We start from the raw sequence: 26,310 nt of genomic DNA, 5'->3' as shown, positions 1-26,310 counted from the left end.
GGTTAGTGGTTAGTGGCTAGTGATTAGCAGGTGAAGAAATGCAAAAAATCCCCGCATTTCTGCGAGGATTTTTGTAATTCTTTGAGTATCAAAGAGTTAGGTTTTCCGCACCAATTCTAGCTCGCCAGATTAGCGCTTCTTACCCTTCTTGCCCTTCTTACCCTTGGCAGCCTTCTTGGGAGCCGGAGCTTCTTCCACAACAGCGTCTTCGCCTTCTTCTTCATCTTCGTCAGATGCAGCAACAGCGGCATTGCCCAGAAGAGCATTCACGTTCACAGAGACGAGGCCAGAAAGGGACTTCACTTCGGTCTTCTTGTCAACTTCGACCTTGGCGAAGTTAGAAACGATGTAATAATCGGAGCTAGCTTCGAACTTACGAGTCTTGTTGGCAATGCTCATGGTACCCTTTACAGAGGGGAAGAGCTTTGCTTCGAGGCGAGCCTGATCCTGAGAAGTCTTTACGCTCTGAACAGCTTCGCAAGCCAGGGTCCAAACGCCCTTGTTGGTCTCGATGGAGTTGTTCACATACTCAATGATCTGGGAAGCGCCCTTGAAGGACTTGGTAGTGGTCTTTTCGTAGTGTTCAGTTGCCTGAGAAACGTAGCTACCCTTCTGCATCAGAAGAGTTGCCAGCAAAAGCACAACCACGACAGAAAGAGCAATGGAAATATTCTTCATGTTCATCGTTCATTACTCCTTATTCAAAGTGGTAGGGAGCCGGAGCTTCCAGCTTAAAGTTTGCACCCATGTTGTATTCGGTCAGAGCCTTGTAGTCAGCGGTCTTCAGCTTGCCCTTTGCGAAGGTGAAGCTAATGACGCAGTTCTTACCGCAAGCCACTTCCTTGACGCCGCCTTCATTCTTCAGAAGGAACTTGTCAGCAAGGCCAGCCTTTTCGTAGATGGAGTTCTGAGCCTGAGGAGGAATGCCTGCAGCGTTGTACATATAGGAAAGTTGCTTGAAACGGGCATCCTTGTCTTCTTCGATAGCCTTTGCGGTGGCATCAAAGGTAGCTTCGGTCTTGTCGCCGGTCAAAGTGGCAAAAACGAGCTTCCAGGCCATGCCGTACTGGTCAACAGCCTTCCACTGTTCCTGAACAACACCGTTAGACTGTTCCAGGTAGGCACCCACCTGTTCGCCAACGGACTTCTGAGCCTGGTCATTATAAGTACCCTTGAGGATCATCATCAAGGCAAACAAGCCGATAATCAATGCGATATCTACAATAAGTAGAATCTTGAACTTTTTGTTATTCATAGATTTCCTTTTTACAAGTTTATGCAGGGGTGAATTTAACTTCTTATTTCCAAAATAACAAACTAAGCTTTGTAAAATTACCACAAAAGGGGCTTTTTTCAGTTATAAATGGAGAATTAATCTATATTGGAGGCCATGAGTGATTTGCTTCCATCCCAGATTATATTCAACAACCTCAAGGAAATGCTGAAGGCCAAGAACACGGCCCACGAGTCCATGTTCAAGTTCCACTGGAAAAAGATGTGGCCCTTCAACCTGATCTGGCCCCAGGTGGATTTCGAGCGAATCGTACGACTGATGAGCGAACTGCGCAAGAACGTCATCAATCAGAAGAACCTTGTGGGTCAAGCAAAAGGCAAGGCCAAACCTTTTGAAAAGACCTTCCTGAACGCGGTGCCCGCCTATCTCGACGCACTGGACGAATCCTGCAAGTTCCTTGGCGAAGCCGCCCAATGGAAACAGGACATGCTCATGAAAAAAATTCGCAAGGACATCAAGTTCAAGCGCGACGTAACCGAATGGAGCCGCATCCTGAAGGAATACGAAGACGCCCAGGGGAACTTGGTACGAGCAGGCGCCCTTGTGCAAATGGGCTGGGGCGAAGTGGTCCAAAACCTAAGCCAGGCGTAAAAAAGCCCACCCTATGGCAACCGTAAGCGTCATTATTCCGGTATACAATACCGCCGAATATCTGGAAGCATGCCTTATCAGCGTACAGCACCAGACCTTTGCCGACTTCGAAGCCATTGTCGTTAACGACGGTTCCACAGACAACTCTGCAGAAATTGTCGAAGAATTCATCAAACGTGATGAACGTTTCACGCTTCTGTCCCAAGAGAACGCAGGACTTTCCGAAGCCCGCAATGCAGGCCTCCAGAAGGTCTCCGCCCCCTGGATTACATTCGTCGACAGCGACGACATGATCGCCCCCACATTTCTAGAAACCCTGCTCAAGGCTTCACAAGATTCCGATGCAGAGATTATCTGCTGCGGGTCCAACAGCTTTACCGAATTGCCCGCCAAGATTCCAGGAAACCGAAGCAAGTCCATCCAGAAAATCTGGTCCCCCGAAGACGCCCTTATCCAGGCGCTGTACCAAGACAGGATTCCCGACCATTCCGCATGGAACAAACTTTACTCAGCAAGGCTCTGGAAAGACGTCCGCTTCCCGAGGGGCAAGTACTTCGAGGACCTTTGTACCATCCCGCAGATTTTCTTGAGCGCAAAGGAAATCCGTTCCGTAAGTTTGCCTCTATATCTGTACCGCAAACGCGAAACCAGCATCCTGAATTCCGCCTACAATTTAAAGAAAGCGGAACTGCTGGACATCGCCGAAAACCTTTGTACGACTATCACGGAAAAAATAAGGAACCCGAAGTTACTTCGTGCCGCAAAGAACATGCTCATCAGCACCAGCTACAGCATTCTGAAGCGCACCCCCGATACCGACGAATTCCAGGATTACCGCAATCGCGCCTGGAATCACATCAAGGAACTTCGATTGCAGAACCTGTTGGATTTCAAGGTTAGACTTCGCAACAAGGTGGCCAACGTAATCTCTTTCGGAGGCCGCGACGTCTTGCAAAAAATGCTTAGGAGGGATGAAAAATGATTCCTAGGAAAATTCATTACTGTTGGTTTTCCGGGGAGCCGTTCCCTGCTGATGTAACCCAATTTTTGGACGGATGGAAACAAGTTCTACCCGATTATGAACTGATCCTTTGGGACCGTTCCAAAGCCGAAGCCACAGGCATTCCCTGGGTAATGCAGGCCCTCGCCCAAAAAAAATGGGCCTTCGCCGCAGATGCAGTCCGTCTGTACGCCCTAGAAACAGAAGGCGGTATCTATCTCGACACCGACGTTGAAGTCGTGAAAAGTTTCGATCCGTTAATGGGCCGCGAATATTTCTTCGGATTCGAAAACGGATCCCGCCGCATAGAAGGCGCGATTCTCGCCGCAAACAAAAATCACCCCGCCATTACAAAAGCCCTGGACTTCTACAGACAAGAATCATTCAACTACACAGAATCCCAGGTGAATGAGCTGGTCTTGCCCAACATCCTTGCCAACGCCTTTAACAGTCTGCGTGACCCTTTGGAAATTTTCCCAGAAGATTTCTTTTCACCCAAAAGCTTTATAGACGGCAAGATTCGCGCCACTGCAGAAACCTACTGCATCCACCACTTTCAAAGTAACTGGAGACCGGAATCCGTCCGCAAGGGAATTGAACGTCGTCAAAAGCTTTACAAGATTTTTCCGACACCGGTCGCCAAGATTCTCTCCATTCCCCTTGCCCTTTGGACAAACCTAAAGTCACTGGGAATTGCAGGGACCATCAAGAAAATTTTCAGACGATAACGGCGTTTTGAATCAGACGTTAAAACGGCGGTCCAGAATAAACTTGGGCACAAACAGCTTCGGGAACCTTTTGAAAAAGTCCCAGGAGAACGAGGCTAGCTGAGGAATCCTGCGAACGGCCTCGGCCTTGTTGGTATAAGCAAGCATGGAGAACCAATGGGACTTCCAGATTTTCACAGCTTTCGGGTAAAGGGGATGATCGGAGTAACGAGCCAGCGCCTTTAAGAACGTGCCATACATCAAGGTACTGTTGCTGGACATGTTGTTTCCATGAACGCGGTAGTAGCAGCACAAGGTAGGCAACACAGGTAACGTTCCAAACCTATGGAAGAACTTCAGCCACTGGGGAAAATCCTCGAAAGGGAATTCCTTATCATAGCCGCCCATATCACGGAATACATCCAGGCGAATCATTTCGGAACAGCCGTGAACTTCTTTCTTCCCCATGAAAAATTCCTCGAATGTCACTTGAGGAACAGAACGGGTATAGCGCGGGTCCGGGGTTTCGCCATGATTCCCTTCCCCATCCATTACCACAATCTGTCCGAAGCATACGGGAACTTCAGGATGACTTTCCAGGTACTGACTTTGTTCAGCCAATCGGCCTGCAGGCATCATATCATCTGACGCCATGGAGCAAAAATACTTGCCCTTCGCCATAGAAAGCAATTCATTCATGGTCGCCACCACCCCTTTGTTCGGACGATGGACGTATTTGAAGTGGAACTCGTTTGCCAAGCGTTCAAGAATCTCGGGCGACCTATCGGGACTGCCATCATCAATAACGATCAATTCAAAGGACACGCCCTCTTGAGCCATTACAGAACGGACAGCCGCCTCTACAAAACGTTCATGCTTGTAGCAGGCCATCAGCACAGAAACGATTACTGCTGATTCCATTTCAGCCTCCGGACAACAACGAACATAACTGCAAAGTATAGGAAGTTTTCTACGGCGTAAGCCATCATGGGCCCCTGAAATTCCACCAGTTTCATTAGGATCAGGGAACCTGCGGCCAGAAAAATTTCCGAACCAATTTCAATGGAAAGGAACTTCTTTGTTTCGCGGCGAGCGATCAGGACCAGTGCCAAGGAAAATCCACCAGCCCTAAAGAAATCTCCCAACAGTTGATAAAACAGATAATCGGCGGCACCCATATAGGCTCTTGAAAAAAGGATTTGCACTAGGAGACCGCGGCACAAAAATAAAGCCGTCACCATCACCAGAGAAATTCCCATCACACGCAAGAGCAAGGGATTAAACAACTTGAAAAATTCCTGCCTAGTCTGCTGGGCCGAAACCTTCGGCAGGATAATCACGGTAAGAATAGCCGACATCATCATGAAGAGGAAGTCCGAAACCTTCAACACACTCTGCCAGATGCCGGCGGCATCCTGCCCAAAGTTCGAAGCCACTGCGGTTCGGATTACCGTAAGCACAACGGGAGTCATGACCATGGGAACCAAGCCCATCAAGGCATAAGAGACCCAAGGTTCACGAATATCGGCTGCCGTAGACCAGACTTTCTTGACACTAAAACCAGCCTGGCTTGCAATGCGGATGGCAAAAAAGGCGGCCACGATGGACTGGGTCGCAATAATAGAAAGGACAGACAGTTGGCCCGTATAAAGGAAAAATGCAACCCATAAAACTTGCCACAAGGAAGCCACAATATTGATAAGCGCCCACTTGCGATTTTCACCCATACCGTTCATGACGGCAGCACAGATGGCAATAATATTGGTAGCGAATACACCTGGCAAAGCAAACAGGATTGCTGCCTGCACCAGTCGAGTATTCATCCCAGGAAACAGAGTTTCCAATGGAGCCATGAAACAGAACAGAACTGCAGCCACAAAAGTGAACAGGCTCGCAAAAGTTGTCAGACGAAGACCGCCTCGCCACACTCCAAGAAGTTGCTTTTCGTTCTTGAAATTCTGAGCGGTCAGGCTAGTCCAGCCATTCTGAAGAGCAAGACTGGAAGTGGCCTGCCCGATAGTCAACAGGTTCATGAACTGCCCGACGCAGGCAAAGGCTGCAGGCGGCAAGAAAACAGCCAAAAGCTTGTTGATGGCAAAAGCCCTCAAGGCGTTAAAAGCCGTTACCGCACCCGAACCCAGGAAACTTTTCACAAACATAGACTAATCCTTAAAGTTGTTAACGCCTTCAATTACTGCTGCAATTTCATCTTCAGTCATGAAGGGGTGTAAAGGCAGGCTCAACTCCTCATTGGCCAGACGTTCTGCAACTGGGTAAGCCCCGGTGGAAAAATCATCGGCAAAGGCCTTCTGCAAATGGGGCGGCGTCGGATAATGAATAAGCGTTTCTACACCACGATTTGCCAAATGTTTTTGAAGGGCGTCGCGACAACTTTCGCCATTAGGCAGTTCGCAGTGTACCGCAAAAATATGCCACACACAATCCGCCACAGTACCGGCGGGCACAGAAACAGCAGCCTTTGGCAACCTCACCAGCGGATTTCTGATTTCGGCCAGGTAGCGGTTAGCGATTTCATTACGGCGGCGGTTTTCTTCGTCCAGTCGAGGAAGCTTCACGGACAGGACTGCAGCCTGAATTTCATCTAGGCGGGAATTTTCACCGGCAAACTCGTGAACATACTTCTTTTCGGAACCATAATTTGCAAGTTTGCGGACAACGGCAGCCAATTCGCCATCGCTGGTAACCACAGCGCCGGCATCCCCAAGGGCCCCCAGGTTCTTTCCCGGGTAGAAACTGAAACCGGCTGCGTCTCCGAGATTCCCGGCGCGAACAACGCCATTTTCAGTAGCAAATGACGCGCCATGAGCCTGGGCCGCATCTTCCAGCAAAAGAAGATCGCGATTCTCTGCAAACTGTTTCAGTTCCATCATGGGGCAAAGACGACCGTACAGGTGAACCGCCAGAATTGCCCGAACCTTAAGACCGTCCTGCTGGGCACCTGCAAACGCACGATCCACAGAAACGGCACTCAAAACCGCAGTTTCTGCATCCGGTTCCGCAGGAACCGGCACAAGATTAGCAGCCTTTACCGCAAGCCATGAGGCAATAAAAGTATTGGAAGGAACAATGACCCCGTCGCCAGGCTGCAAACGGCCCAAGGAGACATAACCCTTCAAAATCAAGGCCAAGGCCTCAAGACCATTCCCTACCCCGACGCAATGGCGAGATCCACAGTATTTGGCAAACTTCTCTTCAAAACCGCCGCATTCCTTGCCACGGATATACCAACCAGAATCCATCACACGATTGACAGCCTCCTTTATTTCGGAGCCGTAGGAATCGCTTACTCGCTTCAAAGGGTAATAGGGAACTTGAATCATGAACCTCAAAGTAGAAAATATCCCTATTTGAAAAACAGTCTAAAGCATTAAAACCGATAAAACCACCATTTTAATGGACAATCTAAAGTTTTCATCCATCGTTAAATACTAATTTGTGAATATGTTCGAGATTTTGCCCTACAACAAGGAATTGGACCAACGACTGGACCGGTTTGTGAACCGGGAGTCCGTCAACGGCACCTTTCTACAGACCCGGCAATTTTTGAACTACCATCCGGAAGATCGATTCAAGGATGCAAGCTTCGCCATCCACAAAAGCGGAATCATAACAGCCTATTTCCCCGGCACGGTTACAGCAGACGGAGAATTCATATCCCACCAAGGTTCCACCTTCGGCGGCCCCGTCATTTCAAAGGATTTTTACACCGCCAGCCGCCTGCAGGAAATCCTGAAATTCGCCGACGAATATTTCGCAAAGAATTTTAGAAAAGTCCGTCTGAAACTAACCCCGGCCGTATTTAGTCAGGAATCCCCTGCCCTTGTGGAATACCTGTTAGAGCACCTGGGCTACGAAAGACATACTGAACTAAGCGCCGTAACAACCATCGTTTCTGCGCCGGATGGAACATTCGCCGATCCTTTTGATCTCTGCGAAGGGGCTAAGCGCAGACAGGTTAAAGCATACGAAAAATACAAGGCCGAACACAAAGACATCATTTACCGCCCCATCGAGGCTGAAGAACTCGGACCGTTCTACGAATTTCTGAAAATTTCAAAAGCCAAGTACAACGTCAAGCCAGTCCATTCCATCGAGGAAATCAAGGATCTCGCTTCCGCCCGCATTGCAGATAACATTTGGCTTCGAGGCATTTTCGGCAAAGATGAAACCGGCAGGGAAAACCTCATCGCAGGAGCCATGTTCTTCGTCTTCCCTGAAACCAAGGCCGTACACTACCAGTACATCGCCCCAGACCCAAGCTTTGACGCATTCAACCCAACCGTGGCAGTCCTCACGTCCATCATGCGCGAAGCGGCAACCAAGGGTTTCAAGAACGTGTCCTGGGGAATCTCCACCGAAGATGGCGGCAAATACCTGAACGAAACCCTGTTCAAGTTCAAGGAAGGCCTAGGCGGCAAAGCCTCCCTCAACACCTACTACACAAAAAATTTTTAACGACGCAGGGGCCGTAGCCCCCATGCATCATCTAACTTCTTTGAGGAAGTCTTCATATTCATATATGTAGTCGGCTTCTTCGTAATGTTCCGAAGCAAGAACCATGCATACTGCGCCAGAAGAGAAATTCTCGATTTCACGCCAAGTCATGGTGGGGATATACAACCCCTTGTAGGAACGGTTCAACTGGAACTTCTGACGTGTCTTACCATCGTCCAGAACCACGTCAAAACTGCCACTGGCCGCAAAAATCAGCTGACGAAGCTTGCGATGGGCGTGCCCCCCGCGGGTAGATCCACCGGGAACATCATACAGATAATAAACACGCTTGATATCGAAAGGGACCAGTTGTCCCCCTTCCACAACACTCAAATTACCACGTTCATCGTGTACAATAGGAATATCAATAATCTGCGGTTCGTTCCAATTCATGAGATAAATATAGACAAAATGGAGTGAGGAACGCTGCGCTTCAGGTGTGAGGTCGCACGCAAGCGTGCTAGAGGTTTTATAGGGGGTTAATGGTGCATTTTTCTGACATCTAGCGTCGCTAGACGCGACCAGACCCCCTCTAGGAGCTCCGCTCCGACCTCACCACCTCGTTCCTCCGGTGGAAGTTTCCCCGCTGGTAGCCGGATTTCCTTGCGTGAACTCCTATGACACTTGAAAACCCCTATTGGATTTTCTATATATAGCTCCAACATCTAGCGTATGTCGTGTTAAGCTCTACCAGCATACGTCATTAACCAAAGAGCTTCCTTTTACGAGGTTAATATGTCCTCTTTCCGTGGACCTAAGGGCAAGGTTGCCCGTTCCCTGGACCTTGCTGTTTCTCAGAAGACTCAGAAGGCTCTCGACCGCCGTCACTTCGCACCTGGCCAGCATGGTCAGAACCGCAAGAAGTCCTCTTCTGTTTACAAGCAGCAGCTCGTCGAAAAGCAGCGTCTCCGTTTCACCTACAACATTTCCGAAGCACAGCTCGCTAAGGCTTACGCCGAAGCAAACCGTCGCGCAGGTTCTGCTGGTGACAACCTGATGATCTTGCTGGAAACCCGTCTGGACGCAGCAGTGCTCCGCATGGGCTTCGCTCGCACCATCTTCGCTGCTCGTCAGTATGTTGCTCACGGTCACTTCACCGTGAACGGCGTCCGCAGCTTCTCTCCCTCTCGTCAGCTCAAGGCCGGCGACGTGATTGCAGTTCGCGAACAGTCTAAGGAACATGCACAGATCAAGGAAGCACTCGCCGCTGGCGCAGCTGTTCCCGAATATCTGACTGTCGATGCTAACAAGATGTCCGGCTCTCTCGTGAAGCTCCCGCTCCGCGACCAGATCCCCGTTCAGCTTGAAGAACAGCTCGTTGTGGAATACTACTCTCGTTAGTCCGAGAGTCGATCCAACGACAACTGGAACATTTGGAGACACCTCGCGCAAGCGGGGTGTTTCTTTTTTATAACACAAGACGTATAATAAAGAAATAATTTCTTTAAAATTTTTATTAAAATCTAAATATTTTACGTAAAAACACGTTTTTCGTATAATAAACAAGTTATTTTTCCTGCTCAGAACCTATATTTGATAACATGAAGAACATCATAAGTTACACTGATTTCCGACAGTACATTAGGGACTTCTACGAAGAGAGAAAAAGGACATCCGCCTTCTCTTGGAGAGAATTCAACAAGTTGGCCGGATTCACCTCCCCCAACTACCTGAAGTTGGTTTGCGACGGCAAAAGCAAGTTGAGCAAGGTCAAGACAGAATCCGTGGCTCACGCCATGGACCTGACGGGCTACGAGGCAGACTATTTTCGCCTATTGGTTTCCCTGGACAACGCCAAAGACGACCTTTCCAAAAAATCCATCTTGCTTCAGATGGATGAAATGGCAAAGGAACATAAGGCCCGCGTCATTGACGGCGATGCTTTTGAATTTTACCAGTCCTGGGAATACCCCGTCATTCGAGAACTGGCCCCCATGATGCCGGGAGCAAAGCCCCACGAATTGGCGGCAGCCTGCAATGAAGATGTTTCGGCAGAAGACGTAAGCCGCATTTTAAAATTTCTTGTGAAGCGGGGTTTCCTGAAAAACGAAAACGGCAGTTACACCCAGACAGAAAAAACTGTAGTAGGATCCAAGGAGGCGATGCCCCTGGCAATTCGAGCCATGCACCGGATGATGGCCAATTATGCAGAAAAGGCTGTTGACAGGTATTCAACCGAAGAGCGACATTTCATGGGAATTACCATGGGGATCAACGAGGAACTTTACGGCAAGGTGGTAGAAGAACTGGAAAATTGTTGCAGACGCATCAATGCCATCACCGCCAACTGCGAGAACCTGGACCAGGTTTACCGCATGAACATTCAATTATTCCCATTTACTAAAAAGGTTTAGGAGGCAAATATGAAAAAACAAATCATGGCAATGGGCACATTGAGCTTGCTGGCACTTACCGCTTGCACCGACAACAATACCGCAGGAAACGCCATAGAACCCAACGGCATCGCAGAGAATACATCGTCAAGCAGCGTCGAATCAGCAGAAAGCTCTTCCGGTAGTTTATTCAACGCGGTCATCGATTTCGACCAACTCTACACTTTCTCCACCGAAGCAACTGCTAGCAGCGTAATACAGGATATCGTCTCTGTAAACACCTATGAGGAGGAAAACGCAGCGTCGGCTAGTTGCAAGGCCGCAGAACAGGAACTCACTGGTGTTACAAGAATCCAGGACGGGCTAATTACAAGAGGTTTTTCCGGCAGAAACTTAAGGGTTGACGTAGACAAAATGGTCGATATGCTCAAGAAGACCTGCGCATACACCTTTGACGCCGCAAACGCTTCAATAGATTCCTTGATTACCACTGCAAATGGTTTCGACTTTGCCTGCGTAACCACAACCGACATTATGAACATCGATGAAGCTCTTTTCAAATTCAACGATGCCATGGCTGTTCAATGCAAGGTCCTGAAAAACAAGGTAAAGCAAGACTCCCAGGATAGCGCAAGCGCTGCCAACAGAGAACCAATCATCGAATTTTCAGAGGAAGATCCCGACACCATTTCTATCGACACCAGTTCCAGAACCTTGAGTGCATACGCAGCCCAGTTCGCGAGACCGGAGGATTTATCCTTCGACAGTCATGTATTAGCATATAACAGCAACCTGAGTACGGAATGTATCAACGCCATAAGCTCCCCTGTCAAAACCGAAACGTACATACCCATCAATACAAAGGCAATAAACTTCATCGAAAAAGAGGACATCTCTGCATGTTTCCCTACTACGGATTCCATAGGGAAGTTTTCCAAAAAAGAAACGTCTTGCAAGTACTATGTAATTAATAATTCTGACTCAAACCAGCCTACAGCCCACGTTCTTACCAAGGTAGCCCAGGATACCATTACAGCAATGAGCATTGGCCGTGGTTTTTACAAAAAGCAAGGCGAACTGTTCGGATGCGCAGTCACAAATATGATTTCACATGCACATGTAATCTACCTTATTGAAGACTGCGAAGGAATCATCAACGAAAATACGGTGGTAAAGAATCGCTACGCCCAAAGTAGCCGTTGGTTATGCGGAACCAGCAATGAATACAAAGTACGAGCCTACGGAGAATGGTATAGCGAAGCCCTTCTTGACAATTAAGATTCTCTCTCAAGATACAGACACCCGCAGAAAATGCGGGCGTTTCTTTTTTTATATTACATCTACACTTTGAAAGAACATAGCCAACATTTTTTTGACGAATGCAACTTCTCACAAAAAAAGCCCTCGGGAGTAACCCGAGAGCGATTGTAAAATAAAGAGAACAGGGATTACTTTTCCGAATACTTCAACAGAACAACAATAGAATCCGTTTCAAAGGAACTTTGCTCACCTATGCCGTAGGTTGCAAGCCAAACAAAATTTTTCTTATAAGCAAAACCAACCACAGCTTCATCAAAAAAGGCATCCAACGAATCCTTTACTTGAGAACGACGAACATAATCATCCACAATCCACAAGTCATCCACAATCGCCTTACGATTCAACGAGAGTTTCTTACAAGGAACGCTCCCATTTTTTACAGGATGATACTCACTTACCACCAGTGAAACGGAATCGGATATACAGGTCTCCCTGCTTGGAGTTTGCATGCACATTTCTTCTCCCGAAAGATACACCCCATAACCAGATTCATTTATATAATCGCTGCAAAACTTATCCCATTCTTTTTTTCCAACACTTCCCTGGCAACATTTATAGGACGAGTCATAGGCTACACTATCAACACTATATTCAAAGCACGTTTCCAACAAGCTTCCATCATCAGACACCGTCATATCATTCGCCCACACGTACGCATCTAACCGAACCCCCTCGTCATAAGTAGAAATTTTAAAAGACTCATTTTCCTTGACTACGGCATTTAGATAAGGAGTCATATCCACATCGTAGGATTTCGTCACGCTATCTTCGTCCAGCAAGTCAAAACGCAAATGATGATCTTCATCCAAAGGAATTTTCGCAGTCCATGGTCCCGAACATTGACCCCAAAAGTCATGACAATGGGTTTCTACATCGTCTCCATCGTGATGAACTTTCGATGGGCACAACACAACGGAATCAACAACAGATATATCACGATTGCGGTAGCAGTCGCTATATGTCACGGCGACGCTGTCTAATTTTCCAGAGACGTCTACTGAAACTTCCAAAACCGATGGACGATGCACGGCCTTTGTAACCGCATGGAGATCCACATAGCCACCATCATGTAATCCCGGATCACAAGCCCAGACCAGCAAAGAAATAAGAATTGTAAAAACTAACCCACGCATATCTTGAATATAAACATTTTGGCTATGTTCTACTAATGTGTAGGACTGCCATTTTATGTTGAATTTACTGAAAAAAAAAAATACTAAAAAAATGGTCTAACCTAACAAAAATTAGGTTAGACCAAGTATCTAAGATACAGTTTTTAGGTAGGTAAATCTCAGTTTCTAATGGGGTGTGTTTTTTAACTAGCGCCATTCATTTTTTGAATAAAAAAAAAGTATAGCTTTTATTAAGAAAAGAAGGTATATTCGGGGATGAAAATGCAATTGGGGAACCCCAAAAGCACGTTTTTTTAAGGTTAGGAGGTTTACATGAAAAAAATATTCTTTACCACCGCAGGGATTTTAAGCCTGCTGATGTTCATGGCATGTTCGGACGATCAGGTTTCAGGAAGTCCTATCGACGACAACGAAACTACAAGCAGTAGTTCTGCCCCGAAAGCCGACACACAATCGTCAAGCAGCATCGCCATCGACTTGAAAGAAATACTCACCCTCAGCACGTCCAAAACAGACAGCCGTTCGGTAGGTTTAACAAACATTGAAATCTACAAAAAAGAAAACGCCGTAAAAGCATCATGTCCCGTAATTCCATACGAGCCCGATTATTCCGGTATTATCGGTATCGCAAAAATCAGCCAAGGACAACTCAACATGGCTTTCTTTGGCCGCCATCTAGCAGCCAACATTGACAGTCTGGTTATCAACTTGTCAAAAGCCTGCACAGGCGGAAAGGACGATGTAAACATCATAGCAGATTCACTTTATATTAAGGGAAACAGCTTCAATTACGCCTGCGTAACAGAAACTGAGGCCACATCCATTGATGATGTAGAAAAAGCATTTAGCAAATCAATGGATCTCAGCTGCAAGATCGTTAACGAAGCCGAGCCCCAAGAGCAGCCCGAAATAACTCTTCCAAACAAACATGACCCCAAGGCGGATCCTGTCGTTGTTGATACAACGGTCAATACACTGAATCGTCTCGCACTGCAGTATGCCGACCCAGAAGATTTGTCCTTCGACAAACATGTAATGGCATATATCTCGGATTCGGAGTGTCAAACGAATCAGGATTCCACGAGCTCCTACCCCTACCCAGACATAGACAACAATATCTATCCCGTCGATAGAAAGCATATTTCCTCCTGTTTCCCTAAAACGGATTCAATCGGACATTTTTCAAAAAGGGATAAATCCTGTAAATACTACGTGGTCGCATTACCACTCAACGAACCTACAGGAAGCGTCCTTACCAAGGTTTCTTCAGACACCATAATGGTTCTCCAGATAAAATATCTCGATCTTTCTTTTGACACTTTTACGTCTGCAAAATTCCTTATCGAGGACTGCGAAAACATCATTAATGACAGATCTGTCTTATCCTCCCAAAGCGTCTTAAGCGCTCGATGGTCCAACGGGGGCGATTACAACATAATCTATTCGGAATGGTTCAGCGAAAGTTTACTTAAAAACTAGCCCATTTAAAAGGATGCCGCCAGAAAGAAACTGGCGGTATTTTTTATTTTTGCTTATATGATTCCAGCCCGCACACGCTCACTCAGAGACATTGACCCAGAAACAGCCCGAGGTCTCATCGCCAATAGCTTAAGCGACGAATCCGTCGATGAATCCAGGGTTCATGCCACCGCCATCCAGATGAAGAAGGGGCGGTTCGACACTTATGGAGTTTGCCTGGAACTGGACTCCCGTGGACACCTAATTAGCGGCCTACATTACCTGCACGCTATAGTTGAAAGCAATAGCACGGTCAAAATTTGGGTCGCCGAGAACCGGGAACCGTAAAAAAAGCGAAATTTTACAAAAAAAAACAAACTTATAGAAAACTTACAATCCTTGAGTTTGCAAGGTACTTTTTCATAAGTTAAAAAAACATCTCAAGCGAATTTCCGCCTTCATTTTATTCTATTTTATAAAAAAAATTAAACGGAGTCCAATATGGAAAATTCCTTTAGCAAGATGATCTGCAGACTGGCCGTTGTCGCAGCCGCCCTGTTTGCTGCATTCCACATTTTCGTCAACAACAAGCTCGACAAAGACAATCTTTAACGAGAACACCAAAGGTTTATTATGGAAATCAATAAGGATATTGCCGACCTTCAAGCTGCTGAAGAATATCGCAACAAGCGAAAGAAGTTCATTCTGTGCTATCATAACTTCAATGCGAAGAATTTCAAGAAGGCTTCCGTACAAATCCGCAAGCTGGCAGAAGCTGCAGGTTCCCCCATCAGTATCGCCGTGGTCCCCTCCATCGGCGGTGTTCCGGAATCCGAAGCCGAAGAATTCCAGGCAACCATCCAGCAGTTCGTTGACGAAGGCTACGAAATCATGATTCACGGGGCACACCACCGTGCAGACCTGGCTGTCAACAGAACATGGGTTGGTAAAATTGCCCAATGGATTTCCGGCAACGAAGCCGAATTCGCCGGTCTCGATGAAAAATTCACCATCGCCCTCCTGAAACGCAGCCTTGCCCTTTGGAAGGCCAACTGCAGCCACGCCATTCCCTCTGGCTTTGTCCCGCCCATCTGGTTCGGCAACCGCCACCTGCGTGAACAGGCTCTGGAACAGTTCGACAATTACGAAGACCTGCATTTTATTTACAGCAAGAGAGACGGCTCCATCAAGAAGATTCCATCCAAGGCTCTCAGCTTCTCCATCGTCCCAGATATTCTTCTGGGAATCGCCCAGACCAGAGCCTGCCTGACCATGATGCTCCCCGGCGGCATTCCCCGTCTGGTATTCCACCAGAAGGATTTCTTTACCATTGGCGAAAAGAGAATTTTGAACTTAATCCGTTACGTATCCACCATGCGTGAAAAAGTGATGTACAAGGACCTGTAATCGTCCATAATCATAACGGAACGAATGATGATTTTAAACAAATTTTTAAGTCGAGTTGACTACAATTCCTATGAAGATCTCCACGAGAACTTCAAGATTTCTATCCCCGACAATTTCAACTTCGCTTACGACGTCGTAGACGAGTACGCAAAGAACGAACCTAAACGCGAAGCCCTGGTATGGTGCGACGATAACGACGAAAGTCATATCTTCACCTTCAAGGACCTTTCCCGTGCCTCCCAGCGTACAGCAAACTTCCTGAAGGAACAGGGAATCAAGAAGGGCGACCGCGTGATGCTTATCCTCCGCCGTCGCTATGAATTCTGGTTCTTCATCATAGCCCTTCACCGCATTGGCGCCATCGTCATCCCCGCCACCAACATGCTTTCCGCCCACGATCTGGAATACCGTTTCGATGCTGCAGAAATCAAGATGGTGGTATCCTACGACGAGCCCTCCCTCCAGAAGGAAGTGGAGACCGCCAAGTCTAAGTGCTCCTCCGTAGAAAAGCTTGTGACTATCGGCCAGGCCCGTCAAGGCTGGATCAGTTTCTACGACGACTACGAAATCATGTCTCCGGAATTTCCCCGTCCGGTCGGCGAAGAAGCTACCAAGAATGACGACATCATGCTGGTCTATTTTACCAGCGGAACATCCAGCAACCCCAAGATGGTGGCCCACACCTTTACTTACCCGTTGGGACACATCAATACCGCACGTTTCTGGCAGCACGTCGTAGATGGCGGACGTCACCTGAGTATTGCAGAAACCGGCTGGGCAAAGGCCATGTGGGGCAAGATCTACGGTCAGTGGATTGCAGGTTCCGCAGTCTTTGTATACGACATGAAGGTGTTCATCCCCGGCAAGATGCTGGAAAAGATGGCAGAATACAAGATTACCACATTCTGCGCACCGCCTACCGCCTACCGCTACTTGCTGCAGCAGGATTTGAGCAAGTACGACCTGTCTAGCCTCACCTACTGCGTTACCGCAGGCGAAGCTCTCAGTTCCGACATTTTCAATAGGTGGCTCGAAAAGACCGGCCATAAACTTCGCGAAGGTTACGGTCAGACCGAATCCACCCTCATTACCGGCAACTACGAATGGATGGAAGCCAAGCCCGGTTCCATGGGCCGCCCCTCCCCCGGCTATAACCTGGACATCATCAACCCCGACGGAACTTCCTGCGGCGTTGAAGAAGTGGGCGAAATCATCATCCGCATCGATGGCGGCAAGCCCTTCGGCCTGTTCGGCGGTTACTACCGCGATCCGGAACGTACCGAGAAGGTTTTCGAAGGTGGTGTTTACCACACCGGCGATACCGCCTGGAAGGACAAGGATGGTTACTTCTGGTTCGTGGGACGTACCGACGACCTGATCAAGACCTCTGGCTACCGCGTAAGTCCCTTTGAAGTGGAAGAAGTTCTCCATCAGCATCCTGCCGTTATGGAAGTGGCTGTGACTGGCGTAGAAGACGCAGCCCGCGGCCAGGCCGTCAAGGCAACCATCGTGCTCCACAAGGGTTACGAGGCTTCCAAGGAACTGGCCAAGGAAATCCAGCTGTTCACAAAGAAGGTGGCTGCTGCTTACAAGAGCCCCCGCTACATCGACTTCGTTTCTGAACTGCCCAAGACCATCAGCGGCAAGATCCGTCGCGCCACTATCCGCGACAACGACAAGGAAAAGGCAACGACAGAAGCAAAGTCCGAAGCTAACGGAGCCGAAAAGTAAACAGGACAAAGTCTAAGGAATCCCGGCGTAAAATGCGCTGGGATTTCTATATTTGACCAAAACTTTTAACGAGAATTCTATGAACAGAAGAAGAGTTGTGATTACCGGTATGGGTGCTGTTACACCCGTTGGCAAGAACGTTAATGACCTGTGGAAGGCCATCGAAGAAGGCAAGTGCGGCGTAGGCCCCATCACCTTGTTCGACGCCACCAACTGCCCCGTCAAGATTGCCGCAGAAGTCAAGGAATTCAAGCCCGAAGAACACGGGATCGACCCTAAGGAAGCCCGCCGCATGGCACGCTTCACCCAGTTCCTGCTGGCTGCCGCCAACGAAGCCGTCGCCGACTCCAAGCTCACCGAAGAAATCCTCCACGCAGATACCACCGGCGTCATCGCAGGTAGCGGTCTCGGCGGCATGGACATTCTCGACAGCACCTTCAACCAGTATGTAGATGGCAACAAGCGCCGCGTTTCTCCGCTGGCTATGGCCGAACTGATTCCCAACGAAGCCGCTGCCAACGTGACCATCGCCCTGGGCATTAACGGTTGCGCCTGGACTATTGCAACTGCTTGCGCTTCCGGTACCGACGCTATCGGCGTTGCCCTGGATGCAGTCCGCTCCGGTCGTCTGGACGTCTGCCTTGCCGGTGGTTCCGAAAGCGGTATTACCGACTACTCCATCAAGGCCTTCGCCGGCATGCACGCCCTCACCGACAAGTTCAACGACTGCCCCGAAAAGGCTAGCCGCCCCTTCGACAAGGACCGTTCCGGCTTTATCATGGGTGAAGGCGGCGCCGTTCTCGTTCTCGAAGAACTGGAACACGCAAAGGCCCGCGGCGCCAAGATCTACGCCGAACTGGCTGGCTACGGCGCTTCTGCCGACAACTACCACATTACCAGCCCCCGCCCCGATGGTTCCATCTGCGCCAAGGCTTTCGAACGCGCCATGAAGGACGCTGGCGTTACTCCCGAAGATATCGACTACTACAACGCCCACGGTACTTCTACCCACCTGAACGACCTGACTGAAACCGCCATGCTGAAGATTGCCCTGGGCGAAAAGCGCGCCCGCGAAATCAAGGTGTCCAGCACCAAGAGCATGACCGGTCACTGCGTAGGTGCCGCCGGTGTCTGCGAAGCCATCATTACCACCCTGGCTGTTTGCAACTCCTTCTACCCCGCCACCATCAACTACGAAACTCCGGATCCGGAATGCGACCTGGACTACGTTCCCAATGTTGGCGTCAAGGGCAACATCGACTGTGCAGCCTCTGCCTCCCTGGGCTTCGGCGGTCACAACGGTATCGTGATTATTAAGAAGTTCGAAGAATAAACTTCAAACCTTATGAACACAAAAAAATCCGCGAGTCAAACTCGCGGATTTTTTTCGTAGTTCTTTCAGGTGTTTTCGCCTGGGACTTAGCGAAGCACAGATTCCAGAGTTTTCAACAGCTTTGGAATCTCGATAGGCTTGCCTACATGACCATCCATACCCGCCTGCAAAGCCTGCAAGCGGTCTTCTTCAAAGGCATTTGCAGTTACGGCAATAATAGGCAGGCTAGAAATTCCGGAACGGTGCATGGCACGAATCTGGCGGGTCGCCTCGTAGCCATCCATAACAGGCATCTGCACATCCATAAGGATTACGTCATACTGCCCCAATTCCGCGGTACGGATTCGTTCAACGGCAACAGAACCGTCTCCCACGGTATCCACCACAAAGCCTGCTTCCTGCAAAATACTCTGGGCGATTTCCGCGTTCAGTTCATTGTCTTCTACCAGCAAGACCTTCAGACCCTTGAAACTCTTGGGCGCAATATTCTCGATCTTGACATCAGGCTCTTCGACAACAACCGTTTCCTCGATCTTGAAGCTGAGTGAAACCGTAAACTTGGTCCCCTTCCCAGATTCACTCTGCACAGAAATGGTACCGCCCATCATATTCACGATGTTCTTGCAAATGGCAAGGCCCAGGCCCGTTCCCTGAATGCCGCTGACCGTCGAAGTCTTCTCACGTTCAAAAGGTTCGAATACGTGCTTCTGGAATTCCTCACTCATTCCGATGCCATCATCTTCTACGACCAACTCGTAGGCGGCAGACTGGTCAACAGCGGCCCCCTTCTGCTTAACTCGCAAGGAAACATGACCGCCATCATGAGAAAACTTGATTGCATTTCCCATCAAGTTCAAAAGAACCTGGTTCAGTCGCAACTTGTCGCAAGAGACAGAATCGTTAATAACTTCACTGGTATCAAAAATCAAGGTTAGAGACTTTTCCTTGGAGCTTTCATTGACGATGGTCTCGATTTCACGGATCATCGCAGAAATGCTGGCAGGAGCTTCATCGATCTTGACCTTACCGCTTTCGATGCGGCTCATATCCAGGACATCGTTCACCAGTTCCAGCAAGTGGCGACCGGCTGTAGAAATCTTTGAGATGTAGCCCTTTAACTGCTCACGTTCATCTAGGTGAGTACTGGCCAGGCTAGAGAAACCAAGGATTGCGTTCAGCGGAGTTCGAATATCATGGCTCATGTTATTCAGGAAAGCAGACTTGGCGGCGCTGGCCTGCTGTGCAGTCACAAAGGCGTCCCGCAAGGTTGCCTGCTGCTGTTCCAGCTGAAGTTCCATTTCTTTCTGGTTATTGATATCGATAAACACACCGATCATCGAAATAGGCGATCCATTTTTACGTCTAGTCACACGCCCAGCCGCATGGAACCAATGGTAGACCCCATTCTTCATCTTGGCTCGATATTCTACATCGTATACAATTCGATCAGACCTGTCATATATCGCAGTCCAGAAAGAATTAAGGATAATATCGCGGTCTTCGGGGTGAAGCCGCTCCGACCAGGCGTCCAACGTATTCGGGAACTCATCAATAGAAGAGTACCCCATCATCTTGCGGTAGGCTTCACTACGGTAGCACGAGACAACCTCGCCAGCCTCATCAAAATCAACATTCCACATGCCCGACTTGATGGACTCATTCAACTTCTGCAAATGTTCCTGACGAAGCAAAGCCTGCTTTTCGTCATTAATAGAACGTGCGCAAAATAGAGCCTCAACCGTATCACCAAATTCGTTCAAGGTCAGAGGAATAATCAGGGCACGACTCCAGCCCGAGAAAACCCCAAGGAATTCCTCTGTAATGGTGTTCTTGCCCCTCAATCGTTCTTGCATGGTATCAATATCTGTAAAACGACTGATGGCAGCCTTATCCTCGGCCGACACCGTCTTTTCTGTCAACAGGTAGAATCCCTGTCTTGCATCCCCTTCTACACCAACCAGGTTACGAATTGCCTCTGTAGACTTGATTTCCTTGAAGTTCTTTTTTTCTAGATCAAAAAGGTAGAGGGCATAAAAAGGGTTACCCAGACAACGAATCACCGAGGAGTTCAGACGTTCATGTTCAAGGCTCGTTTCCAGTTCGCTGTTTCGGGCAATGAGACTGAAGTTCAACTCGTCAATCTTTGCAGATTGCTTCGCCAGTTCCTTACGTTGATGTAAGTCATTCACCTTGGTTCGATTTATCACGTAGCAAAGCATGCAACCGGCCACAGCAAAGGGAACAACGTCAACAACATCCGCCAAAAAGATTTCGTAATCCTTTACGTGGTGACTGCAAACCAGGAAAGCCCCGGTACCTACAATATTCAACCCGATCATTCGAAGGGGCAAATCGTAAAAGAAAATCGGAAGGACAACCACCATAGCCGCCATGGCCACAGCCAATCCCCTAGGCCCATGGGCACATCCGGCATAAATCGCAAGAATGTAGCACGAAATCAAGACCACATAGCAAAAAGGGAGAATGACCTTCGGGAACGAGACGCCAAACTTATAGGAAATAAAGAACATGCCGTAATTCAGCACAGAAAAGGCGATGTAGGCAAGAGAGCTCACCATGACACCGCGGCTTTCCCAGAATATGGCTGCCAGAGCCAGGGCAAGCACGACCGTACCCAGCAAAAAAGACAAAGCCATCAAAAGTTTTCGGTTGGATTCCGGAAAAAGTTCGCTAGCCTGAGAATACTGCTCACGAGTAAAGCCGGCAAAAAGAGCAAAATCCTTTATTTTATTCAATAAAACCATATACTCTAATCTTATAAAAAAAATAGGCCGTATGCAAACGTCCTATTACTACAACTCGTAATTATGCCGATAGTTTTATCACTTTTTCTTTACGGCCAACACGACAACCGAGGCAAGAACCAGCAAAATACCCAACGCAAGTCTTATAGTCAGCGTTTCTCCAAAGACGCAAACCCCAATAACTACAGCCGTAAGAGGTTCAAGGCCACCCATAATCGCCGTGGAAGTGGAACCCACAATCTTAACCGCCTTGGTCATCAGTACCAGAGACAACACGGTAGGTACAAAACCAAGCATCAGGGCCCACCCGTACGAAGACGGGGACTGCAGCAAGGGAGGAAGCCCCGACCCAAGGCTCACGGAATACAGCGTAAGGAACAACAGGCAGAAAATCATCACGTAGAAGGTAAGCTTCAGGGGTCCCATCTGCAAATTGGCCTTGTTCACGAACACGATATAAATGGCGTAAGTGAAAGAAGAAAGGAATACCAGCAGAAGCCCGATGGAACTCAGGGGCATACCCCCTTCCCCACCTCGATACAGGAGACCGATCCCCAAAAGAGACAAAGCGATGGCGGCACCGGTTTTGGCGGTTAGGCGTTCCTTATAGATGAGGGCCATCATAAGGGCTACTTCTAACGGATAAAGAAAAAGTAGCGTGGAGGCAAGTCCTGCATCCATGTAATTGAAAGCCGCAAAAAGAGTCAGGGCACAAAAGGCAAACAGGAATCCAAGAACCGCAAGAGGAAGAATCTCAGCCTTCTTGATGGCGAACCGATTGCGGTTGAACAACATCAGCAGAGCCAGCAGCACAATGGCCGTAGCAAAGCGATAGCACAGCACCGATTCAGGGGACAACCCTTCGCGATACAGGAACAAGGCTCCCAACGGATTAGTGCCGTAACAGATGGCGGCACCACACCCGTAAAAAATGCCCTTCACCGAATTACTAAGCAAAGGCGCACCCCCGAACCTTAGTGCTACGTGAGCACAAGACAGCTCGTATTAACGAGCTGCCGTTGCGAGAGCGAGCGCCTACAGGATGTTCTTCTCCAGCCTTAGCGCGAGCGGTCTTACGTGAGCATAAGGCTACTCGTATTAACGAGCCGCCGTTGCGAGAGCGAGCGCCTACAGGATGTCCTTCTCCAGCCTTAGCGCGAGCGGTCTTAAATCGCGAACTTAGTTGCATCGGCAAGCTGAACGCTAGCAATACGGGAAATACCCTTGATTTCCTGGGTCACGCCGTACAGCATATCGGCTTCAGCCATGGTACGCTTGTTATGGGTCACCACGATGAACAAGGTCTGCTTGCTGAATTCACGGAGGAGGGCCATGAAACGACCCACGTTAGCGTCGTCCAGAGGACCATCCACTTCGTCCAGCACGCAGTACGGAGACGGCTTTTCCATGTAGATGGCGAAGAGCAGTGCCGTTGCGGTCAAAGCATGTTCACCACCAGACAGGGCCTTGATGCCACGCATCTTCTTACCGGTAGGACGGACGTTAATTTCGATATCGGCGTCCAGGATATCCATGGGCTTGCCCATTTCGTCTACCTTTTCGATAAGACTCATCTTGGTTTCGCCATTCAGGAACAGCTTACTGAACACGAACTGGAAGTTCTTCTGAATGCGTGCGAAAGTATCCAGATAGCGCTTGCGGGCGATGTCGTCCAGCTTGGTGATAGTACGATCCAGAGAGGCACGGGCGCGGTCCAAATCGTCGAACTGCTTTTCCACTTCTTCAAGACGTTTCTTTTCGTCTTCGTAGTCTTCCATCACGTTCACGTTGATGGGGCCCAGTTCCTTGATCTTGCCTCGGAGTTCGCGAATTTCGCGGTCAGCTTCGGGCTGGCTGTATTCCACACGTTCAAAGTCTTCAGGATTAGAAAGGTCGAAATTGTATTCGTTGGTCACGCGTTCCACGAGGCGGTCCAGGTTGGCCTGCAAGGCTTCCTGACGGCGGCCCACGTCGTTCAATTCCTTCATCTTCTCGATCATGTCGTCACGGAGGCGGTTTACCTCGGAGCGCCATTCTTCAAGGTCGCCAGAAACCAGGTCGAACTTTTCCTTGGCCAAGTCGCGCTGACCTTCGAGATCGCGGAGGGCAGAATCCTTGGACTGGATCTGGATTTCAAGTTCGCGGCCATCTTCGTTATTCTTTTCGATGGCGATGGTATTCTTTTCCATTTCTTCGGAACGGTTCCTGATGGAATTTTCCAGGTAACCGATCTGATCGGCAATACTCTTCAGGCGGTTTTCATTCTGAGCCAGGCGGGCGTTCTTGTCGTTGGCGGAACGTTCCAGTTCGCGGACATCTTCTTCCTTCTCGCGATACATGGTATCCTGTTCCGTCAGTTCGTCGTTGACTCTGGAGTATTCGGCTTCCACACGTTCCATCGTAGCGGAAGCTTCCTGAAGTTCGGCATCGCTGTTCTTGGATTCTTCGGCAGCCTGAATCTTGCTTTCCGCATTGCGGATGTCATTTTCAAGCTGGGCAATGCGACGGTCGCAGTTCTGAACCGTATTGTTCTGGATAGAAAGGCCTGCGGTACCGCCACGCTTCATATCCTGCTTTTCGCGAATTTCATCGGCCAGGGAAGCAAGCATCTGGCTATCTTCATCCACAAGTTCCTGGATGCGGGCCACTTCATCTTCCATCTGGGAAGCTTCGGACTGGGCATTTTCCAGCAGTTCCAGAGCTTCGGCAATTTCATTCTTGCGAGACAAGGCTCCAGAAGTCGCCGCACCGCTGGAAACCAGGCCGCTAGTACGGACAATGGCATCGGGTGCCACAAAGCAAAGATCCTCGTCACGCATGGAACGGGCGAAGTTCAAGGCCGTCTGCAGGGAATCCACCACAAAGTAGCGGGAAAGGATTCCAGAAAGCCAGGGACCGATTTCGGGATCAGCCTTTACAAAGTCATTCAGGCAGCCCACAACTCCTTCACCGGAAACGGTTCCCGTGTATGCAGGAGCGCTATCGCTTGCCAGGGCCAGCAGGGCCTTGCCCACATTGTAGCCCTTCATGGAATTGACCACGTCCACCACGGCGGAATCGTTGGCCACCACCACGGCATCCATCAAGTCGCCCAGGGCGGCTTCCACCTGGGAAGCATATTCGGGAGCGGCCTCGATACGTTCGCTCAAAAGGCCACCAACCACGTCGGCCTTGTTCTCCATGAGCCAACGGCTGGCATCAGTTCCTTCGTTGGCCACGCTCTGAAGTACGTCAATTCTAGACTGGAGGCGAGCCTCTTCGTTGCGCAGATTCTGTAACTTCTTCTGGGCATCCTGAAGGTCAGCCTTGCCGGCTTCCAGACGTTCTTCACGGGTAGATTTCTGTTCGGTCAGACGTTCAATATCTTCATCTGCCCTATCCATATTTTCCTGGATATCGCGGATAATGTCCTGGGCAGAATTCTTCTGGTTATTCAGGTTTTCCAGTTCCCCCTGCCAGCGGGTCAAGTTTCCCTGGAGCAGGGCGGCTTCGGCATCCATACGTTCAAAGCGGCTCTTGAGAGAGTTGGCCTTGTTGGTTGCCTGCAGACGCTGGTTAGAAAGTTCCCTAGACTGCTGGCGCAAGTCATCCAGCTTATCACGCATGACCTGCAAGGTTTCCCGTTCACGTTCCAGCAGGGCATTCAGTTCGTCCATTTCGTTGTCGGAACCCAGAGCCGCATTTTCTTCTTCAAGGCGACCACGTTCCACGGTCAATTCCTCGACCTTGGACTGGTTGCGGCTAATTTCTTCCTGGGCGCGATCGTTGGCGGATTCCAGGCTAGACACCACATCACGGATACGACCGATGTTGTTATTCAAGTCGTTCAGTTCGATGGTGGCCTTCTGAACATCGCGTTCCAAATCACGGTATGCGGTTTCATCTTCGGCGATCAACAATTTCTTTTCGTCAATCTTGGCCTGGAGCACCGTTGCGTTGGTCTTGGCGCTTTCCACCTCGTGGTTCATTCGCTTGGTGGTGGTATCCAGAGTAGAAAGACCTTCCTTCATATCTTCGTACTTGTCGACGCTGACAGAAAGATCCAATTCGCGGAGGCGCTTGCTCAAACGCTTAAATTCGTTAACCTTTTCAGCCTGGGTTTCGTACTGACGGACAGAACGGCGGACACTGCGCAGATTGTCTTCCACACGATCCATATCCATCTGCACACGTTCCAGCTGGCGGCGGGTTTCCTTACGCTGCTGCTTATACTTGCTAACGCCGGCTGCTTCTTCGAAAAGCACGCGGCGGTCGTCGGCCTTGTCAGACAGCACAGCCTTGATCATGTCGGCGTTCATCTGGGAATACGTACTGGAACCCAGACCCGAGTCAAAAAGCAAGGCATGCACATCGCGAAGACGACATTCCTGGTTGTTAATCAGGTATTCACCGGAACCATCACGATGGACGCGACGGGTCACGATCACTTCGGAATATTCAGAATTCAAAGTTCCGTCGCTGTTATCAATCACGATGGAAACTTCGGCAAGGCTCATGGCGGCACGTTCTTCGGTACCGCTGAAAATCACGTCCTGCATCTTGCCCATACGAAGTGCGGCGGCCTTCTGTTCGCCAAGCACCCAGCGGATAGCGTCGGTAATATTGGATTTACCGCAACCGTTAGGGCCCACCACGGCGGTAAGACCCTTCGTGGGGAAGTTCACTTCGGTCCTTTGGGCAAAGGACTTAAAACCAAAAATCTTTAGCTTTGTAATCTGCACGG

Annotated in this window: 21 protein-coding genes; 11 read left to right on the top strand and 10 right to left on the bottom strand. The window is 49.2% G+C overall.

What is annotated here, in order from left to right; genetic code table 11:
• Positions 1-129: 129 nt before the first annotated feature.
• Both BUB94_RS06205 and BUB94_RS06200 read right to left on the bottom strand, forming a co-directional pair.
• Positions 130-684, bottom strand: coding sequence for a hypothetical protein (locus BUB94_RS06205; RefSeq protein WP_073235144.1), 555 nt, complete (start codon positions 682-684; stop codon positions 130-132).
• Positions 685-697: 13 nt separating this feature from the next.
• Positions 698-1,255 carry a hypothetical protein gene (locus BUB94_RS06200; RefSeq protein WP_073160556.1) on the bottom strand — a complete coding sequence of 186 codons (558 nt, stop codon included), beginning with the start codon at positions 1,253-1,255 and terminating at the stop codon, positions 698-700.
• Between the two features lie 135 nt (positions 1,256-1,390).
• On the opposite strand from BUB94_RS06200, the gene BUB94_RS06195 reads away from it, so the two are divergent.
• Genes BUB94_RS06195 through BUB94_RS06185 form a run of 3 tightly spaced genes read left to right on the top strand, consistent with a single transcriptional unit; the run spans position 1,391 to position 3,613 of the window.
• Positions 1,391-1,885 (top strand): hypothetical protein, encoded by a 495-nt coding sequence (locus tag BUB94_RS06195; protein WP_073235141.1) that lies wholly within the window; start codon positions 1,391-1,393, stop codon positions 1,883-1,885.
• Between the two features lie 13 nt (positions 1,886-1,898).
• The gene (locus tag BUB94_RS06190; protein ID WP_073235138.1) at positions 1,899-2,867 is read left to right on the top strand and encodes a glycosyltransferase family 2 protein; all 969 of its coding nucleotides are present in this window, start codon (positions 1,899-1,901) and stop codon (positions 2,865-2,867) included.
• Positions 2,864-3,613, top strand: a complete 750-nt coding sequence (locus BUB94_RS06185) for a glycosyltransferase family 32 protein (RefSeq protein ID WP_073235135.1) — start codon at positions 2,864-2,866, stop codon at positions 3,611-3,613. Before BUB94_RS06190 ends, BUB94_RS06185 begins: the two co-directional genes overlap by 4 nt.
• Positions 3,614-3,625: 12 nt before the next feature.
• Here the strand turns inward: BUB94_RS06185 and BUB94_RS06180 are convergent, their stop codons facing one another.
• Genes BUB94_RS06180 through BUB94_RS06170 form a run of 3 tightly spaced genes read right to left on the bottom strand, consistent with a single transcriptional unit; the run spans position 3,626 to position 6,933 of the window.
• Positions 3,626-4,513 (bottom strand): glycosyltransferase family 2 protein, encoded by an 888-nt coding sequence (locus BUB94_RS06180; RefSeq protein ID WP_073160548.1) that lies wholly within the window; start codon positions 4,511-4,513, stop codon positions 3,626-3,628.
• On the bottom strand, positions 4,498-5,751 hold the full coding sequence (locus tag BUB94_RS06175; RefSeq protein ID WP_073235132.1) for an O-antigen translocase: 1,254 nt from the start codon (positions 5,749-5,751) through the stop codon (positions 4,498-4,500). The genes BUB94_RS06180 and BUB94_RS06175 overlap by 16 nt, the downstream gene beginning before the upstream one ends.
• 3 nt (positions 5,752-5,754) lie before the next feature.
• Positions 5,755-6,933, bottom strand: a complete 1,179-nt coding sequence (locus tag BUB94_RS06170) for a DegT/DnrJ/EryC1/StrS family aminotransferase (protein ID WP_073235129.1) — start codon at positions 6,931-6,933, stop codon at positions 5,755-5,757.
• A 121-nt stretch (positions 6,934-7,054) separates the two neighbouring features.
• Between BUB94_RS06170 and BUB94_RS06165 the strand changes: the two genes are divergently transcribed.
• Positions 7,055-8,068, top strand: coding sequence for a GNAT family N-acetyltransferase (locus BUB94_RS06165; RefSeq protein ID WP_073235125.1), 1,014 nt, complete (start codon positions 7,055-7,057; stop codon positions 8,066-8,068).
• 27 nt (positions 8,069-8,095) lie between these two features.
• Here BUB94_RS06165 and BUB94_RS06160 read toward each other — a convergent pair whose 3' ends face one another.
• The gene (locus BUB94_RS06160) at positions 8,096-8,500 is read right to left on the bottom strand and encodes a sugar 3,4-ketoisomerase (RefSeq protein WP_073160540.1); all 405 of its coding nucleotides are present in this window, start codon (positions 8,498-8,500) and stop codon (positions 8,096-8,098) included.
• A 342-nt stretch (positions 8,501-8,842) separates the two neighbouring features.
• Here BUB94_RS06160 and rpsD point away from each other — a divergent pair, with 342 nt between their 5' ends.
• The 3 genes from rpsD to BUB94_RS06145 all read left to right on the top strand — a co-directional run bounded on the left by rpsD (position 8,843) and on the right by BUB94_RS06145 (position 11,718).
• Complete coding sequence (rpsD, locus tag BUB94_RS06155) at positions 8,843-9,448, top strand: 30S ribosomal protein S4 (protein ID WP_073160538.1); 606 nt, start codon at positions 8,843-8,845, stop codon at positions 9,446-9,448.
• 200 nt (positions 9,449-9,648) lie between these two features.
• Positions 9,649-10,461: a TIGR02147 family protein gene (locus BUB94_RS06150; RefSeq protein WP_073235122.1), complete on the top strand. Its 813-nt coding sequence runs from the start codon at positions 9,649-9,651 to the stop codon at positions 10,459-10,461.
• A 9-nt stretch (positions 10,462-10,470) separates the two neighbouring features.
• Complete coding sequence (locus BUB94_RS06145) at positions 10,471-11,718, top strand: hypothetical protein (RefSeq protein WP_139260149.1); 1,248 nt, start codon at positions 10,471-10,473, stop codon at positions 11,716-11,718.
• A gap of 170 nt (positions 11,719-11,888) precedes the next feature.
• Here BUB94_RS06145 and BUB94_RS06140 read toward each other — a convergent pair whose 3' ends face one another.
• Positions 11,889-12,893, bottom strand: a complete 1,005-nt coding sequence (locus BUB94_RS06140) for a hypothetical protein (RefSeq protein ID WP_139258421.1) — start codon at positions 12,891-12,893, stop codon at positions 11,889-11,891.
• Positions 12,894-13,205: 312 nt separating this feature from the next.
• On the opposite strand from BUB94_RS06140, the gene BUB94_RS06130 reads away from it, so the two are divergent.
• From BUB94_RS06130 to fabF, 4 genes are all read left to right on the top strand, one after another.
• Entirely contained in the window at positions 13,206-14,372 is a 1,167-nt protein-coding gene (locus BUB94_RS06130; RefSeq protein WP_073235116.1) for a hypothetical protein, read from the top strand.
• A gap of 612 nt (positions 14,373-14,984) precedes the next feature.
• Positions 14,985-15,758, top strand: coding sequence for a DUF2334 domain-containing protein (locus BUB94_RS06120; RefSeq protein ID WP_073235110.1), 774 nt, complete (start codon positions 14,985-14,987; stop codon positions 15,756-15,758).
• 27 nt (positions 15,759-15,785) lie between these two features.
• Complete coding sequence (locus BUB94_RS06115; RefSeq protein ID WP_073235426.1) at positions 15,786-17,489, top strand: AMP-binding protein; 1,704 nt, start codon at positions 15,786-15,788, stop codon at positions 17,487-17,489.
• 79 nt (positions 17,490-17,568) lie between these two features.
• A complete protein-coding gene (gene fabF / locus BUB94_RS06110; RefSeq protein WP_073161390.1) occupies positions 17,569-18,822 on the top strand; it encodes a beta-ketoacyl-ACP synthase II in 1,254 nt (417 codons plus the stop codon).
• Positions 18,823-18,908: 86 nt separating this feature from the next.
• On the opposite strand, the gene BUB94_RS06105 is transcribed toward fabF, so the two are convergent.
• The 3 genes from BUB94_RS06105 to smc all read right to left on the bottom strand — a co-directional run bounded on the left by BUB94_RS06105 (position 18,909) and on the right by smc (position 26,308).
• The gene (locus tag BUB94_RS06105) at positions 18,909-21,587 is read right to left on the bottom strand and encodes a hybrid sensor histidine kinase/response regulator (protein ID WP_073235108.1); all 2,679 of its coding nucleotides are present in this window, start codon (positions 21,585-21,587) and stop codon (positions 18,909-18,911) included.
• Between the two features lie 78 nt (positions 21,588-21,665).
• Positions 21,666-22,544, bottom strand: a complete 879-nt coding sequence (locus BUB94_RS06100) for a DMT family transporter (protein ID WP_073161340.1) — start codon at positions 22,542-22,544, stop codon at positions 21,666-21,668.
• A 209-nt stretch (positions 22,545-22,753) separates the two neighbouring features.
• A complete protein-coding gene (smc, locus tag BUB94_RS06095) occupies positions 22,754-26,308 on the bottom strand; it encodes a chromosome segregation protein SMC (RefSeq protein WP_073235106.1) in 3,555 nt (1,184 codons plus the stop codon).
• Positions 26,309-26,310 lie beyond the last annotated feature (2 nt).

It is taken from the genome of Fibrobacter sp. UWH9, assembly GCF_900129715.1.
Taxonomy (GTDB): domain Bacteria; phylum Fibrobacterota; class Fibrobacteria; order Fibrobacterales; family Fibrobacteraceae; genus Fibrobacter.
This window is presented reverse-complemented; position numbering and strand designations above follow the sequence as displayed.